Genomic DNA, 15,505 nt, shown 5'->3' with positions numbered 1-15,505 from the left:
GCCCGGCCGCCGCGGCGAGCGAGGCGTGCGCGTCGGCGCCCGCGACGACGAGCGCGACCGGCGTTCCGACCTGCGCCGCCGCGCCGAGAAGACCGGCTGCCGACGAGGCGAGCTCTCCGGTTGGGGTGACGTCCAGCAGGACGAGGATCGAGTCTGCAGCGAATTCAGCCATGGTCCGCTCCTCAGGCCAGTCGGTTCTCGATGAGGTACGCAGCGAGCTTCTCGCCGGCATCGCCCTCGTCGGTGATCTTCACGCCCGCGCCGCGCGGGGGCTTCTCGGCCACCGCGGTCAGGATCGACTGCGGGGCGGATGCCGGGTCGACGTCGACTTCGAGGTCTGCGAGCGACACGGTCTCGAACGGCTTCTTCTTGGCCGCCATGATGCCCTTGAAGTTCGGGAACCGGGCATCCGGCAGCGCCTCGGTGATCGAGATGACGGCCGGGAGGGTCGCGGTGACCTGGGCGACGCCGGCGTCGGTCGCGCGCGTGCCCGTGACCTCGCCCTCGGCGATCGTCACCGAGGAGAGGGCGGTCGCCTGCGGCACGCCGAGGTGTTCGGCGAGCATGGCGGGGATGACGCCGCCCGAGCCGTCGGTGGAGAGGTTGCCGGTGATGACGAGGTCGAAGCCGGCGCGGCGCACGGCGGCGGCGAGCACCGTCGCGGTGACGCCGAGGTCGGCACCGGCGAGCGCCGGGTCGACGACCTGCAGCGCCGAGGCGGCGCCCATCGCGAGGCCCTTGCGGATGGTCGCCGACGCCTCCTCGGGCGCCATCGACACGACCTGCACCTCGGTGCCGGGGTTCGCGTCGGCGTAGCTGAGGGCCACCTCGAGGGCCCGCTCGCCGATCTCGTCGAGCACCCGCTCCGACGACGCACGGTCGGCGAGTCCGGTCTCGAGGTCGAGCTTTCGGTCGCCATAGGTGTCGGGGACTTCTTTGACCAGCACCACGATCTTCATCGGTTCTCCTTCGCGATGGGACCATCCTACGAGATGCGACGCAGTCTCGCTAAGCATGAGACTGAGAATCATCGGGCATGGATGCCTCGGACCGGCATCCGACGTCGGAGTGGCGCCCCGGGCGACCTCAGCGGTGCGTGAAGTTCGCGGCGCGCTTCTCGCGGAACGCGGCCATGCCCTCTTTCTGGTCGTCGAGGGCGAACAGCGAGGTGAACACGGCCTTCTCGAACCGCAGACCCTCGGTGGCCGTCGTCTCCTGCGACGCGCGAAGCGCCTCTTTGGCGGCGTAGGCGACGGGCAGCGACTTCGCGGCGATCGCCTCGGCGACCTTCTGCGCCTCGGCGAGCAGGTCGTCTGCGGACACGACGCGCGACACGAGGCCCGAACGCTCGGCTTCGGTGGCATCCATCATCCGCCCCGTGAGCACGAGCTCGGCCGCCTTGTAATAGCCGACCGCGCGGGTGAGGCGCTGCGTGCCGCCGAGGCCGGGGATGACGCCGAGGTTGATCTCCGGCTGGCCGAAGGTGGCGGTGTCGGCGGCGAGGATGATGTCGCACGTCATCGCGAGTTCGCACCCGCCGCCGAGCGCGTAGCCGGCGACCGCCGCGACGACGGGCGTGCGCACCCGGCTGAACTCCTCGAGGCCGGCGAACGGGTTTCGCAGCGACATCTCGAGGGGCGTCTTGTCGGCCATCTCCTTGATGTCGGCGCCGGCCGCGAACGCCCGCGCCGAGCCGGTGAGCACGATGGCGCCGATATGCTCGTCGGCATCGAACACGGATGCCGCGTGGGCGAGTTCGCTCACGAGCGTGGAGTTGAGGGCGTTGAGCGCCTCGGGGCGGTTGAGGGTGATCCAGCCCACGCGTCCGCGCTGCTCGACCAGGATCGTCGTGTAGTCCGTCATGGGGTCATGCTCCCACGACGGCGCGGCCGATGATGACCCGCATGATCTCGTTCGTGCCCTCGAGGATCTGGTGCACCCGCAGATCGCGGACAACCTTCTCGATGCCGTACTCGTGCAGGTAGCCGTAGCCGCCGTGCAGCTGCAGCGCGCGGTTGGCGACGTCGAAGCCGGCGTCGGTCGCGAAGCGCTTGGCCATCGCGCACTGCGCGGCCGCGTCGGGCGCTCCCTCGTCGATCGCGCGCGCCGCGTCGCGCACGAGGGCGCGCGCGGCCTGCAGCTCGGTCGCCATGTCGGCGAGCGTGAACACGACCGACTGCCGCTCGGCGAGCGCCTCGCCGAAGGTGAACCGCTCGTGCACATAGCGCACGGCCCGGTCGAGCGCCCACTGCGCCCCGCCGAGCGAGCACGCGGCGATGTTGACGCGGCCGCCGTTCAGGCCCTTCATCGCGATGCGGAAGCCGCCGCCGAGCTCACCGAGGATCGCCGCGGCCGGCACCCGCACCTCGTCGAGGATCACCTGCCGGGTCGGCTGCGCGTTCCAGCCCATCTTCTGCTCGTTCGGGCCGAAGCTCAGCCCCGGGGCGTCCGCCGGGACGAGGAACGCGGTGATGCCCTTCGCGCCGGGCTCGCCGGTGCGGGCCATGACGACGTAGACGGATGCCTCGCCGGCACCCGAGATGAACTGCTTGACACCGGTCAGCACGTAGTCGTCGCCGTCGGCGATCGCACTCGTGGTGATGGCGGCGGCGTCGGAGCCCGCGCCCGGCTCGGTGAGGCAGTACGCCCCGAGATCGCGCATCGTGACGAGCCGCGGCAGCCACTCCTGCCGCTGCGCCTCGGTGGCGTTCGTGTCGATCATCCACGCGACCATGTTGTGGATCGAGATGTAGGCGGCGATCGCCGGGTCGCCCACGGCGAGCTGCTCGAAGATCGCCGCCGCATCGGTGCGCCGCAGACCGGTGCCGCCGACGTCGTCGCGCACGTAGATACCGCCGAGACCCAGCTCACCCGCCTCGGCGAGCACGTCGCGCGGGAAGTGCTTGCGCCGATCCCAGTCGAGCGCGTTCGGCGCAAGACGCGACTGCGCGAACTCGCGCACCGCGTCGATGATGGCAGCGCGCTCCTCGTCGGTCAGAGCGGCAGGGGTCACAGTCATGCTCATACAGTCACGTCCTCGTGAGACAGATCGACATCTTCGTCGCGGCCCGGTAGGGCACATTGCTCAGTGTAGACGAGTACCGCCCGCGGCGGGAGGGGCGGGTTCTGCCTCTGCCGAGGCATCCTTCTCCCTCCCGCACCGGCGCCCGGGCTCAGAGTCGCTCGATGATCGTCGCGTTCGCCATGCCGCCGCCCTCGCACATGGTCTGCAGGCCGTACCGCCCGCCGGTGGCCTCGAGCGTCGCGAGCAGCGTGCCGAGCAACCGGGTGCCGCTCGAGCCCAGCGCGTGGCCGAGCGCGATGGCGCCACCCCACGGGTTGAGCTTCTCCGGGTCGGCGCCTACCTCCGCCGCCCAGGCGAGGGGCACCGAGGCGAACGCCTCGTTGACCTCGTAGGCGTCGAGGTCGTCCATGCCGAGCCCCGACCGCTCGAGGATGCGCCGCGTGGCGGGGATCGGCCCGGTGAGCATGAGGAGCGGATCGTCGCCCACGACGGCGAAGGAGTGGAACCGGGCCCGCGGCGTGAGGCCGAGCTCGTTCGTCTTCTCCTCGCTCATGATGAGCACGGCGGAGGCGCCGTCGGTCAGCGGCGACGAGTTGCCGGGCGTGATGCGCCAGTCGAGCTCGGGGAAGCGCGCGGCCAGGGCATCCGTGCGGAACGCGGGCGCGAGCCCGGCGAGACCCTCGACGCTCGTGCCCGGGCGCACGGTCTCGTCGGCGGTCACCTCGCCCACCTCCGTGGGCACCGGAAGCAGCTGCGAGTCGAAGCGCCCCTCGGCGGCGGCACGGGCGGCGCGCGCGTGCGACTGCGCCGCGTAGGCGTCGAGATCGTCGCGGCTGAGGCCCCAGCGCTCGGCGATCAGCTCAGCCGAGACGCCCTGGTTGACGAGCCCCTCGGGGTAGCGCTCGTGCAGGCGCGGCGAGAAGGGCGACCCGGCGACGGATGCCGCGATGCCGAGCGGCACACGGCTCATCGACTCGACGCCGCCGGCGATGACGATGTCGTACTGGCCGGCCATCACGCCCTGCGCGGCGAAGTGCGCCGCCTGCTGGCTCGAGCCGCACTGCCGGTCGATCGTGGTCGCCGGCACCCGCTCGTCGAAGCCGGCGGCGAGCACCGCCTGCCGGGCGATGTTCATCGTCTGCTCGCCCACCTGGCTCACGCAGCCGAGCAGCACGTCGTCGATCTGACGGGAGTCGAGTCCGTTGCGTTCGAGCGTCGCGCGCAGCACGTGCGCGGCGAGGTCGACCGGATGGATGCCGCTGAGCGCCCCGCCCGGCTTGCCGCGCCCCGACGGGGTGCGGACGGCGTCGACGATGACGGCGGTGCGCATGTTCATGGCATCCATCCTGTCTCCTGCCCGCGCGCGTGTCAGCACGCACCGGTCAGCGGCCCGCCGCCCGTCCGCGCCGTCCGCGCCCGTCAGTACGCGACGACGGGCAGCACCCCCCTCGCGCGGGAGTCGAGCCAGCCGGGGGCACCGGTGAAGGTGACCCGCACGACGTGCAGGCCGCGGCGGAGCGCCGGCAGCGTCACCGAGAACCGGCCGCGGTCGTCGGCATCCAGGGTCACCGTCGCGACGGTCGTGCCGTTGTCGGTCACGGTGACGGTGCCGACGGGCGCGCTGCGGTCGTCGGCCGTGACCTTGCCCGACACACTGACCGACGACCCGTGGCGCACGAGCAGTCGGCTCGGCTGCGCGATCACGTGGGTCGCGACCGGCTGGGCCTCGGTCAGCACCGCGACGGAGCGGGCCGGCACCGTGACGGTGCCCGTGGCGGCATCCCATGTCGTCGTCTTCACGACGGCATCCGACCCGTTCGCCTGCGCCGACGTGAGCGTGAACGAGCGCCCCGACAGCGCGGGCACGGTCTGCGTGGTCGCTTCGGGCGACGCGTTGAAGACGACGAGCGCACCGGCCAGGTCGGGATCGACGTCGGCGCCGACCGTGTCGTCGACGAGCATCGTGATCACGCCCGGCGTCGCGCCGGCGCCGCTGTTCGGGAACGACACCTTCTGCTCGATGCGGTCGGCCGAGCCGAGTCGCAGGAGGGGCACCTCGCCCCGCACCCGCAGCAGGTCGAGGGCGGATGCCTCCGCCGCGGCCATGTCCGCCGGCCCGGGCTTCAGGGCGGGGTCCGCGAGCAGCGGCTGCATGACGGCCCACTTCTCCTGGTTGTCGGCGGCCGGGGGCAGCCCCGACCCGAACGTCGATTCCTGACCGGTCCAGTCGATCCGGTTGAACCAGTCGCCCGAGTTGTAGCTGTTGCGGTCGAGCGACTTCGACCGCAGCAGCTCGGTGCCCGCGTGCCAGAACGACGGGGTCTGCGACAGCGTCACGGTCGCGAGCGACAGGGTGTTCATCCGCACCCGGTCGGCCATCGTCGTGTCTTTCGGCAGCTTCAGCACGCCGAGGTCGTACAGCGTCTCGTTGTCGTGCGCGTCGACGTAGCTGATGATCTCCTCGGGCTCGTCGGCATAGCCCGCCGCCTGCCCGTTGTAGTCGAGTTCCGCTCCCTTCTTCACGCTGCCGTCGGCGGTCGTCAGGGCGAAGTCGGCGAGGTTGCCGGCGAGTCCGAGCTTGACGAGGTCGGTCTGGTGACCGAGGTCGGCGAGCGCCTGCTCGGGGGTGCCGTTGATCGGGTCGCCGTTCGGGTCGGTCGCGAGCCCCGTACCGTACCCCTGGCGGAAGGTCGAGCCGGCGTCGACGGGGCTGCCGCCGTGCACCGCATCGCGGAGGCGATCGCTGAACGTGCCGATGCCGGTGCCGCCGAGGTTCCCCTGTCGCGCCTGCACGAACAGGGCGTCGTCCTGCACTTCGCCGAAGTTCCAGCCCTCTCCGTAGAGGTACACCTTCTTCCCGTCGACGCCGTCCTTCTTGAGGGTCAGCTCGTCGAGTGCGGCCCGGATGGCGAGCATGTTGTCCTTCGAGTGGTGCCCCATCAGGTCGAACCGGAAGCCGTCGACCTTGTACTCCTTCGCCCACAGCACGACGGAGTCGACCATGAGCTTCTGCGCGACGGCGTGCTCGGTGGCGACGTTCTGGCAGCACGTGGAGGTCTGCACGGCGCCGTTGCCGTCGAGGCGCTGGTAGTAGCCCGGCACAACCTTGTCGAGCACCGACGTGTCCGCCTGCCCCGAGGCCGAGGTGTGGTTGTACACCTCGTCGAGCACGACCTGCAGCCCCATCTTGTGGAGCGACCCGACCATCGTCCGGAACTCGCCCACGCGCGCCCCGCCCTCGGCGTTCACCGCGTACGAGCCCTCGGGCGCCTGGAAGTGGAACGGGTCGTAGCCCCAGTTGAACCCGTCGGTGTCGGCGACCGCCGCGACGCAGGCCTGCTGCTCGGCGGAGTCGGGCGCGAACGACGCGAGGTCGCACGCGGGCACCGCCTGCTGGGCGCGGTTCTCCTCGATCGTCGCGATGTCGAACGACGGCAGCAGGTGCACCGTGTTGATGCCGGCGGATGCCAGCTGCTTCAGCTGCTGCGTGCCGGCGCTGTCCCGGGCGAAGGCGAGGTAGGTGCCGCGCTCGGTCTCGGGCACCGTCTCGTCGCCGATCGAGAAGTCGCGGATGTGCAGCTCGTAGATGGCACGGTCGACGTCGCGCGCGATCACCGGCGCCTTCGTCTTCTTCCACACCTTCGGCGCCCACGCGGGGTCGGCGAGGTCGATCGCGACCGACCGGGTCGAGTTCGTCGTGAGCGCGACCGCGTACGGGTCCGTGACCTGGTTCGTCTCGACCTTTCCGGTCGTCGGGGCGTAGACCGCGACCTCCCAGAGGTACTCGTCGCCGGTCAGCGCCTTCCCGCCCGTGACGCTCCAGGTGCCCGATGCCGAATCGAAGGATGCCTCGCGCCGCGCGGGATCGCCCGTCGCACCGGCATCCCACGTCAGGAGCGTCGCCGTCTGCGCCGTCGGCGCCCAGACGCGGAAGGTCGGCTTGGATCCGCGGAAGGAGACCCCCAGGTCGTCGTCAGCGACGGCGTCGGCGTAGAGGTCGTCGAGCACGCCCGGGATCTGCACGCCGGTGTAGGCGGTGAGCTTGCCGTCGGCACCGCGCTGCGCGACGGCAAGCTGCCCGCGCAGGAGCGTCGCGACGGCGTCGCGGTCCTGCCCCTCGACGTGCAGGGCGACGAAGCCGGAGAGAGCCGGGAAGCGCGCGCGCTGCGCGTCGGTCAGCCCGTCGCCGACGCGTGTCAGCGTCACCGGGTCGCCGTCCGTCCCGGTGACGTCGCCGTCCGAGACGGCGAGCGCCGCCGTGGCCGAGCCGTACAGCTGCCAGGTCGCACCGACGGCGGGTGCGCCGAGCTCGCCGGGCCACGCGATCGTGTCCGCGTCGATCCAGTGCGCGCGCGACTGGCCGGTGCCGGGGAGCTGCGGGTCGGCCGAGACGATCTCGAGCAGGTGCGTCGCCACGTCGTAGCGGAACGAGACGCGCTTGCCCTCGGTGGCCGAGAACGCGATGTTCGCGCCGTCGCGTGCGCCGTCGGCGCCGTAGTTCTCCGCCCAGCTGAGCCCGTGCGCGACCTTCAGCTCGTACGAGCCGGTGGGCAGCTTCGTCGTCGAGAACTCGTAGACGCCGTCGCGGTCGCCGTCGAACATCATCGCGCGCAGGCAGTCGGGCGACCAGTCGCCCGCGCAGCCGAGCTCCGACTGGAACGAGCCTGCGAGGGTGACGACGGGGCCGTCATCGCTCGACTGCACGACCTTCGTGCGCGGGTCGAACCAGAAGGTCACCGGTCCGCCGGCGTGGCGGAGGACGAGGTTCGGGCCGCTCGCGACGCCGCCCTGGCCGTAGTTCTCGTCCCAGCTCTTCTCGGTCGCGACCTTGTACTCGTAGTCGCCGGCGGGCAGGTCGACCGTCAGCCGCCAGATGCCGTCGACCTGGGTCATCTGCGCCTGATCGCAGTCGGGCGCCCAGTCGCCCGCGCAGCCCATCTCGGTGTTCAGCGACCCCGGAATGCTGACGAAGTCGTACGGCGTCGCGTCGTCGGGCTCCTCCGGCGCCGGGTCGTCGACGAGGTTCACGCGGTTGCCGACCGAGGCGTAGGTGGATGCCGCGGAGCGGCCGCCGGCAGCGTCGGTCGACACGGCGCGGTACTCGACGAGCGTGCCGGCGGCGAGACCCGCGACGTCGTGGAAGACCCCGGGCGTCGTGTCCTCGGCCGTGCCGAGCGGGTGCCACTCGTCACCGCCGACGACGCGCCAGGCGAAGCTCGTCTGCCGCCACGACTGGTCGGCGGTCGCCGAGACGGCGACCTGACCCGACAGCCCCGCACCGGCGGCCGGCGCCGTCACCTCGAGGGGCGCAGGCGCGGCGGGGGCTGTCACGGCGGCGTCCGCGCGGTAGACGACCGCGGAGAGGGCGGGAACCGTGACGGCGGCCGTGGCGTCGGCGCCGGTCGTGAGCGAGCCCGTCGCGCCGTAGACACCCGTGAACGAGGCATCCGCCGTCAGCGTCGGCACCGTGACGGTCGCCTCGGATGCCGTGTTGTTGAGCGCGACGAGGTACTCGACCTTCTCGTCGGCGCCGACGCGCGAGAAGGCGTACACGCCGTCTTTCGCGTACCGCTCGATCTGCGCGCCGTCGACGAGCGCCGGATGCTGCGCGCGCAGCGCCGAGAGCCCGGCGATGTGCGTGTACAGGGCGGTGTCGGTGCCGTAGCGGTCGGCCGATCCCACCGGCGTGCCGTCGATCAGGGTCTGGTTCTGATACTCCGGCACCTCGCTCGCGAACAGGGTCTGCCGGGCGCTCTTGTCGCCGCCGGGGTCGGCCCCGGTGAAGCCCTGCTCGTCGCCGTAGTAGACGACCGGCTGGCCGCGGCTGAGGAACAGCAGGTCGTGCGCGAGCAGATCGCGCCCCGAGGCATCCGGCGTGTTCTTCAGGAAGTAGCCGATCCGCCCCATGTCGTGATTGCCGAGGAAGGTCGGCAACGCCGTCGCCGACGAGTCGGGCGTCGTGTAGCGGTCGTCGCCGGCGAACATCTTCTGCAGCACCTGCGCGTCGCCGCCCTTGGCGAAGCTCGTCGCGGCCGACTGGAACGCGAAGTCGAGCACCGAGTTCATGTCGGTGTCGCGCACGTACGGCGAGAGCACGGCGGGGTCGGCGTCGTACACCTCGCCGAACATGAAGAAGTCGGGCTTGCCCTGACTGTGCGCGTAGTCGAGCACCTTGGCCGTCCACTGCTGCCAGAACGGGAAGTCGACGTGCTTGGCCGTGTCGATGCGGAATCCGTCGATGCCGAGGTCGATCCACGACTCGTACACGTCGGCGAAGCCGTTCACGACGGCCGGGTTCTCGGTCATGAGGTCGTCGAGCCCGGAGAAGTCGCCGTACGTCGTCGACTCGCCCTGATAGGTGGAGTCACCGCGGTTGTGGTACAGCGTGACGTCGTTGAGCCAGGCCGGCACCTTCACGTTCGCCTCGGCCGGGTCGACGACGGGGGTGTACGGGAAGCTCGTGGCCGCATCCATCGTCGGGAACGTGTCGGTGCCGGCGAAGTCGGCGGGGTCGAAGGCGTTCCCCGCGGCATCGGTGTACGGCTTCGTCGCCTGGTCGATGTAGGTGTACTGGTTCTCGGCGTACGAGATGACGTCGGCGGTGTGGTTCGTGATGATGTCGAAGTAGACGTCGATGCCACGGCTGTGCGCGTCGTCGATGAAGGCCTTCAGCTCGTCGTTCGTGCCGAGGTGCGGGTCGATGCGGGTGAAGTCGGTGATCCAGTAGCCGTGGTACCCGGCGCTCGCGTTCTCGCCCTCGCCCTGGACGGGCTTGTTCATGAAGCTCGGCGTCAGCCAGATCGCGTTCGTGCCGAGTCCCGCGATGTAGTCGAGGTTCGCGCGCAGGCCTGCGATGTCGCCGCCGTTGTAGAAGCCGCTCGAGGTCGGGTCGAACCCGGTGGTGAGGCGGTCGCCGGTGAGGCCGCCGGTGTCGTTCGCGGTTTCGCCGTTGGCGAACCGGTCGGTCATGACGAAGTAGAACTGCTTGCCGTCGCCGGCCTGGCGCACGGGCGCGGAGACGATCGCGTCGTCGGCAGCGGTGTACCCGGATGCCAAGGTGTTGGTCTCGATCGCGATGCGGTGCGAGGTGTCGTCGTAGACGAAGCGGAGCGAGGCCGGTCCGGCGATGGTGAGCGGGATGTTCGCTCCCCCGGCCGCGCCGTCGGCGCCGTAGCTCTCGTCCCACGCGGCGTTCAGCGCGATCTTGTACTCGTACGTGCCCGCCGGCACGTCGAACGTGCGCGCGTACTGCGTGGTGCCGTCGACCGGTTCGAGCGTGGTCGCGGCGCACGCGGGATCCCAGTCGCCGGGGCATCCCAGCTCGCTCTGCAGGTCGCCGACGAGCGTGGGCACGCGATCGGCGGCGAGGGTGGGCGCGGCAGTGACGGCGACGGCGCCGGCCCCGACGAGGACGGCGGCGGCGAGCAGCGCGAACGCGCGCCGCGCGGGGGTGGACAGGGTCGTCGACGACTGAGGCACGCGGAGCTCCCGGGGTGTGCGGGCACGGCACCGTGCCCTGAGCAGGTACCCCCGACGCTACTGGGACCGGTCACAGTACGGTATGAGAATCCTCTCATTCAGCCATGATCCGGGTGCGAGGCATCCTCGCCCCGACCCGGTGCCGCCGGACGCGCTGCGCCGGCGCGGGGCGGGACGAGGATGCTTCGAGCCGGATCAGCCCTCGGCTTCGGCGGCGCGGAGCGTGATCGTCGAGGTGCCGGCCTCGTCGACGAAGCCCGCGATGTGCCGCTCGTCGGGGCCGACGTACTCCGACAGCGGACGGATGAGCGCGTTCGACGCGGCCTGCTCCATGATGTGCGCGGTCCAGCCGACCACCCGCGCCGCGACGAACAGCGGCGTGAAGGTCAGGGTGTCGAACCCGATCAGGTTGTACGCGGGACCCGACGGATAGTCGAGGTTCGGGTAGATGCCCTTCCGCTCGACGAACTCGCGCTCGAGCGTCGTGTACAGCGCCTCGACGTCGGGGCGGTCGTAGTAGTCGATGAGGGTGTCGAGCGCCGCCTTCATGGTCGGTACCCGCGAGTCGCCGTGCTTGTAGACGCGGTGCCCGAATCCCATGATCTTGCGCTTCTCGGCGAGCGCGCGGTCGAGCCAGGCCTCCACCTCGTCGGCGTCGCCGATCTCGTCGAAGATGTGCAGCACGGCCTCGTTCGCCCCGCCGTGGAGCGGCCCCTTGAGCGCGCCGATCGCGCCGACGACGGCCGAGTACAGGTCGGACAGGGTCGAGGTGATGACGCGCGCGGTGAACGTCGAGGCGTTGAACGAGTGCTCGGCGTACAGGATCATCGAGCGGTTGAAGGCATCCACCACGACGTCGTCGAACTCCTCCCCGAAGGTCATCCAGAGGAAGTTGGCGGCGTAGTCGAGATCGTCGCGCGGCGCGATGAGCTCCTCGCCCCGCCGGCGGCGCTGGCCGTAGGCGACGATCGCGGGCACGGCCGCGAACAGGCGGATGCTGCGGGCGAGGTTCTCTTCGGGGGTGCCGGTGGCATCCAGCACCGAACCGGTGCCGGCGAGGTCGCGGGCGCCCAGCACGCTGACCGCCGTGCGCACCTCGTCCATCGGGTGCGCGTCGAGCGGCGTCAGGTCGATCGCCGCCTTCACGTCATCCTGCAGGGCGCGGTGCGCGCGCTCGGTCGACCGCAGCGCCGCGAGCTGCTCGTCCGTCGGCAGGTCGCCGTTCCACAGCAGGTAGGCGACCGCCTCGGCCGACTGGGTGGCGGCCAGCTCGTGCACGGGGTAGCCGCGGTACAGCAGCGAGTTGGTCTCGGGGTTGACCTTGCTGATCGCCGTGACGTCGGCGACGACCCCGGCGAGTCCCTTGTGAATGTCGGGCATGGTCACTCCTTCGTGATCTGAAAGTTGAAGACGCTCTGGTCGAAGTGGTTGTACGCCTCGTAGTCGATGAGGTCGTACAGGTCGGCGCGGTGCTGCATCTCCCCCAGCCGCCCGGTGAGGTGTCCCTCGTCGTTCAGCGTATCGAGTGCGCGACCGGCGGCGCCCATCGCCATGCGCAGCAGCGACACCGGCCAGATGACGATCTGCACCCCGGCATCCCGTAGCGTATCGACGGCGAACAGCTCGCTCTTGCCGAACTCGGTCATGTTGGCGAGGATCGGCACGTCGACCGCCTTCGCGACCGCTTCGAACTCGGCGAGATCGCGCATCGCCTCGGGGAAGATGGCGTCCGCCCCGGCATCCACCAGCGCCTTCGCGCGGTCGATCGCGGCGCCGAGGCCCTCGACGGCACGGATGTCGGTGCGCGCCATGATGAGGAAGTTCGGGTCGCGGCGCGCGTCGACGGCGGCGCGGATTCGTTTGAGGGCCGTGTTCTCGTCGACGACCTGCTTGCCGTCGAGGTGGCCGCAGCGCTTCGGGTTGACCTGGTCTTCGATGTGGGTGCCGGCGATCCCGGCATCCTCGAGCGTCTGGATCGTGCGGGCGACGTTCATCGGCTCGCCGAAGCCGGTGTCGGCGTCGATGATCGCGGGGAGCTCGGTCATGCGGGCGATCTGCTGCCCGCGCCCGGCGACCTCGGTGAGCGTCGTCAGGCCGATGTCGGGCAGGCCCAGGTCGGCCGACAGCACGGCGCCCGAGATGTAGACGCCTTCGAAGCCCTTCTGCTCGATCAGCCGGGCCGACAGCGGGTTGAACGCCCCGGGGAAACGCAGCAGCTCGCCCGCGGCGAGCCGCTCGCGCAGCAGGCGCCGCTTCTCGGCGGCCGGCGTCGTGGCGTACAGCATCAGTTGCCTCCTCGGTGGTCTCGGTGGTGTGACGAAAAACTGCTGCGTGGGGCAGAAGTCACCTCGGCGTGGCCCTCGACGGCGCTCGCGCCCCCGCGAGCAGGCGTTCGTGACGCGCGGAGCATCAGAACAGCCCCTTCGGGCTGGGGACGGATGCCAGAACGCCCGCCGCGGCGACGATGTTGAGCTGCTGCACCTCGGCGGCGGTCAGCTCGGGCAGACGCTCGGCGAGGCCGAGGAACCGCTCGATCTCTTCGGGCGCGAGCACGGGCTCGGCGAGCAGGCGGAACTTGGCGATGTAGTTCTCGCGGGCGAAGGGCCGGGCTCCGAGCGGGTGCGCGTCGGCGACGGCGATCTCGTCGGTGAGCACCGTGCCGTCGTGCAGAGTGATCTCGACGCGACCGCCGAAGGCCTTCTCGTCGGGGTCTTCGGAGTGGTAGCGGCGCGTCCACTCGGCGTCTTCTGCCGTCGTGATCTTGTGCCACAGTTCGACCGTGTCGGGCCGGGCGGCGCGCTCGGGCAGGTACGAGTCGACGTGGTGCCAGCCGCCGTCTTGCAGCGCGACGGCGAAGATGTAGGGGATCGAGTGGTCGAGGGTCTCGCGCGAGGCCTTCGGGTCGTACTTCTGCGGGTCGTTCGCGCCCGACCCGATCACGTAGTGCGTGTGGTGGCTCGTGTGCAGCACGATCGACTCGACGTCGGCGGGGTCGAAGGATGCCTCGTTGTGGAGCTTCCGCGCCAGGTCGATCCAGGCCTGCGCCTGGTACTCGGCCGAGTGCTCTTTCGTGTACGAGTCGAGGATGGCCCGCTTCGGCTCCCCCGCGGCGGGGAGCGGTACGTCGTAGCTCGCGGAAGGCCCGTCGAGCATCCACGCGATGACACCGTCTTCGCCTTCGTAGATCGGCGAGGGCGAGGTCTGGCCGCGCATCGCCCGGTCGACCGCTTCGACGGCCATCTTCCCGGCGAAGGCGGGGGCGTGCGCCTTCCACGTCGAGATCTCGCCCTTGCGCGACTGCCGGGTGGCGGTCGTGGTGTGCAGCGCCTGGCTGACCGCCTGGTAGATGGTGTCGGCGTCGAGGCCGAGGAGGGTGCCGATGCCGGCCGCGGCCGAGGGGCCGAGGTGGGCTACGTGGTCGATCTTGTGCTTGTGCAGCGAGATCGCGCGCACGAGGTCGATCTGGATCTCGTACCCCGTCGCGAGGCCGCGCACGAGCGCCGCCCCGTCGCTGCCGACGTGCTGGGCGACCGCGAGGATCGGCGGGATGTTGTCGCCCGGGTGCGAGTACTCGGCGGCGAGGAAGGTGTCGTGGTAGTCGAGTTCGCGGACGGCGACGCCGTTGGCCCAGGCGGCCCATTCGGGGCTCGTGAGGGTGTCGTTCGGCTCGCCGAACACGGTCGAGCCGTGGCCTCCGCGCGAGACGGGGTGGTCGAGCGCCTGCGCGCGGGCGGCGGTGACGGGCCCGCGGGTGAGCGAGGCCGCCGCGACCGAGGCGTTGTCGATCACGCGGTTGATGATCATGTCGACGACGCCCGGGTCGACGGCGACCGGGTCGGCCGCGACCTCGGCGATGGCGTAGGCGAGCTGGTCTTCGCGCGGGAGGTTCTCTTCGGAGCGGTGCACACGCACCTGGTGGGTGACGGTCATGGGGTTCCTTCCAGCGAGTCGAGGATGGCGACGAGGGCGTTGTGCAGGTGCACGTGGGTGGCGTGGGCGGCGAGGTCGCCGTCTCCGGCGGCGATGGCCGCGGCGATCAGGCGGTGCTCCGAGACCGAGGCGGCGAGGCGCGCGGGGTTGTCGCGGGCGAGCCGGCGCACCCTGACGAGGTGGGTGCGGACGGTGCGGAGCGCCGCGGTCAGGTAGTCGTTGCTGACGGCGGCGTCGAGCGCGGCGTCGAATCGGGCGATGAGCGCGTAGTACGCGTCGGGGCGGGCCGTGGCATCCGTTTCGGCGAACTCTTCGGCGAGCGCGGCGAACACGGCGCGGTCGCCGCGGTCGGCGGCCAGGCGCGCGGCGGTCTCTTCGAGCGCGCGGCGCACCTCGAACAGCTCGCGGATGTCGCCCGCGTCGATGTCGCTGACGACGGTGACGCGGGCGGATGCCTGGACCACGAGCCCGTCGGCGGCGAGCCGGCCGAGGGCTTCGCGCAGGGGCGTGCGGCTCACGCCGAGGCGCAGCGACTGCTCGACCTCGGCGAGCACCGCTCCGGGCTGCAGCGCGCCGGACTGGATCTCGTCGAGGAGAGTGCGGTAGGCCCGATCGCTGGCACGCACGGCGTCTCCTCTCGACACCCCGAGTGTATACACAAACCGACCTGCACGCGGCGCGGCGCGATCGATTCTGCGCTAATGCATACAGAAGTCCGAACTCATCCGCCGACGTGCAGGCGGTGCGTGAGCACCGCGAGGTGCAGCGCCGCGACCTGCTCGCCGTCGTCGAAGTCGATGCCCAGCAGGTCTTCGAGCAGCGCGATGCGCTGATAGAACACCGACCGCGACAGGTGCGCGGCTTCGGCCGCCGCGGTGCGATTCGAGGGGTGCGCGAGAAGCGCGGCGAGCACGTCGAGCAGGTCACGACCGCGCCCGCGCGACTCGGCGATCACCGGCGCGAGCATGCGCTCGGCGTGCGCCACGAGGCGGTGGTCGTCACGCATCGCGGCGACGACCCGCGTGAGCGGGCGCTCGGCGACACGGCGCGCGTCGCCGTCGCGATCGCGGC

Annotated in this window: 10 protein-coding genes and 1 pseudogene; all 11 read right to left on the bottom strand. The window is 71.0% G+C overall.

The window, feature by feature from the left end:
- Positions 1-172 (bottom strand): annotated as a pseudogene (locus G3N18_RS16620) (electron transfer flavoprotein subunit alpha/FixB family protein); the annotation flags it as partial.
- A 10-nt stretch (positions 173-182) separates the two neighbouring features.
- Complete coding sequence (locus tag G3N18_RS13365) at positions 183-959, bottom strand: electron transfer flavoprotein subunit beta/FixA family protein (RefSeq protein WP_196384775.1); 777 nt, start codon at positions 957-959, stop codon at positions 183-185.
- A 127-nt stretch (positions 960-1,086) separates the two neighbouring features.
- Positions 1,087-1,863 (bottom strand): enoyl-CoA hydratase-related protein, encoded by a 777-nt coding sequence (locus tag G3N18_RS13360; protein ID WP_196384774.1) that lies wholly within the window; start codon positions 1,861-1,863, stop codon positions 1,087-1,089.
- 4 nt (positions 1,864-1,867) lie between these two features.
- Complete coding sequence (locus G3N18_RS13355; protein WP_196384773.1) at positions 1,868-3,025, bottom strand: acyl-CoA dehydrogenase family protein; 1,158 nt, start codon at positions 3,023-3,025, stop codon at positions 1,868-1,870.
- Between the two features lie 148 nt (positions 3,026-3,173).
- Positions 3,174-4,355 (bottom strand): thiolase family protein, encoded by a 1,182-nt coding sequence (locus tag G3N18_RS13350; RefSeq protein ID WP_196384776.1) that lies wholly within the window; start codon positions 4,353-4,355, stop codon positions 3,174-3,176.
- 89 nt (positions 4,356-4,444) lie between these two features.
- Positions 4,445-10,504 carry a pullulanase-type alpha-1,6-glucosidase gene (pulA, locus tag G3N18_RS13345; protein WP_196384772.1) on the bottom strand — a complete coding sequence of 2,020 codons (6,060 nt, stop codon included), beginning with the start codon at positions 10,502-10,504 and terminating at the stop codon, positions 4,445-4,447.
- A gap of 195 nt (positions 10,505-10,699) precedes the next feature.
- Positions 10,700-11,890 carry a bifunctional 2-methylcitrate synthase/citrate synthase gene (locus G3N18_RS13340; protein WP_338038587.1) on the bottom strand — a complete coding sequence of 397 codons (1,191 nt, stop codon included), beginning with the start codon at positions 11,888-11,890 and terminating at the stop codon, positions 10,700-10,702.
- Complete coding sequence (gene prpB, locus G3N18_RS13335) at positions 11,887-12,789, bottom strand: methylisocitrate lyase (protein WP_196384770.1); 903 nt, start codon at positions 12,787-12,789, stop codon at positions 11,887-11,889. The genes G3N18_RS13340 and prpB overlap by 4 nt, the downstream gene beginning before the upstream one ends.
- A 124-nt stretch (positions 12,790-12,913) precedes the next feature.
- Positions 12,914-14,434: an MmgE/PrpD family protein gene (locus G3N18_RS13330; RefSeq protein ID WP_196384769.1), complete on the bottom strand. Its 1,521-nt coding sequence runs from the start codon at positions 14,432-14,434 to the stop codon at positions 12,914-12,916.
- Positions 14,431-15,060 carry an FCD domain-containing protein gene (locus G3N18_RS13325; RefSeq protein WP_196384768.1) on the bottom strand — a complete coding sequence of 210 codons (630 nt, stop codon included), beginning with the start codon at positions 15,058-15,060 and terminating at the stop codon, positions 14,431-14,433. Before G3N18_RS13325 ends, G3N18_RS13330 begins: the two co-directional genes overlap by 4 nt.
- 95 nt (positions 15,061-15,155) lie before the next feature.
- On the bottom strand, positions 15,156-15,505 hold a 350-nt coding region (locus G3N18_RS13320; protein ID WP_196384767.1), incomplete at its 5' end, for a helix-turn-helix domain-containing protein.

The organism is Microbacterium paulum, assembly GCF_015707995.1.
Classification (GTDB): Bacteria; Actinomycetota; Actinomycetes; order Actinomycetales; family Microbacteriaceae; genus Microbacterium; species Microbacterium paulum.
This window is presented reverse-complemented; position numbering and strand designations above follow the sequence as displayed.

Excerpts from the sequence above, each read along its gene's own strand:
- G3N18_RS13365 (WP_196384775.1), bottom strand. The coding sequence starts at position 959 with ATGAAGATCGTGGTGCTGGTCAAAGAAGTCCCCGACACCTATGGCGAC.
- G3N18_RS13360 (WP_196384774.1), bottom strand. The coding sequence starts at position 1,863 with ATGACGGACTACACGACGATCCTGGTCGAGCAGCGCGGACGCGTGGGC.
- G3N18_RS13355 (WP_196384773.1), bottom strand. The coding sequence starts at position 3,025 with ATGAGCATGACTGTGACCCCTGCCGCTCTGACCGACGAGGAGCGCGCT.
- G3N18_RS13350 (WP_196384776.1), bottom strand. The coding sequence starts at position 4,355 with ATGCGCACCGCCGTCATCGTCGACGCCGTCCGCACCCCGTCGGGGCGC.
- prpB (WP_196384770.1), bottom strand. The coding sequence starts at position 12,789 with ATGCTGTACGCCACGACGCCGGCCGCCGAGAAGCGGCGCCTGCTGCGC.
- G3N18_RS13330 (WP_196384769.1), bottom strand. The coding sequence starts at position 14,434 with ATGACCGTCACCCACCAGGTGCGTGTGCACCGCTCCGAAGAGAACCTC.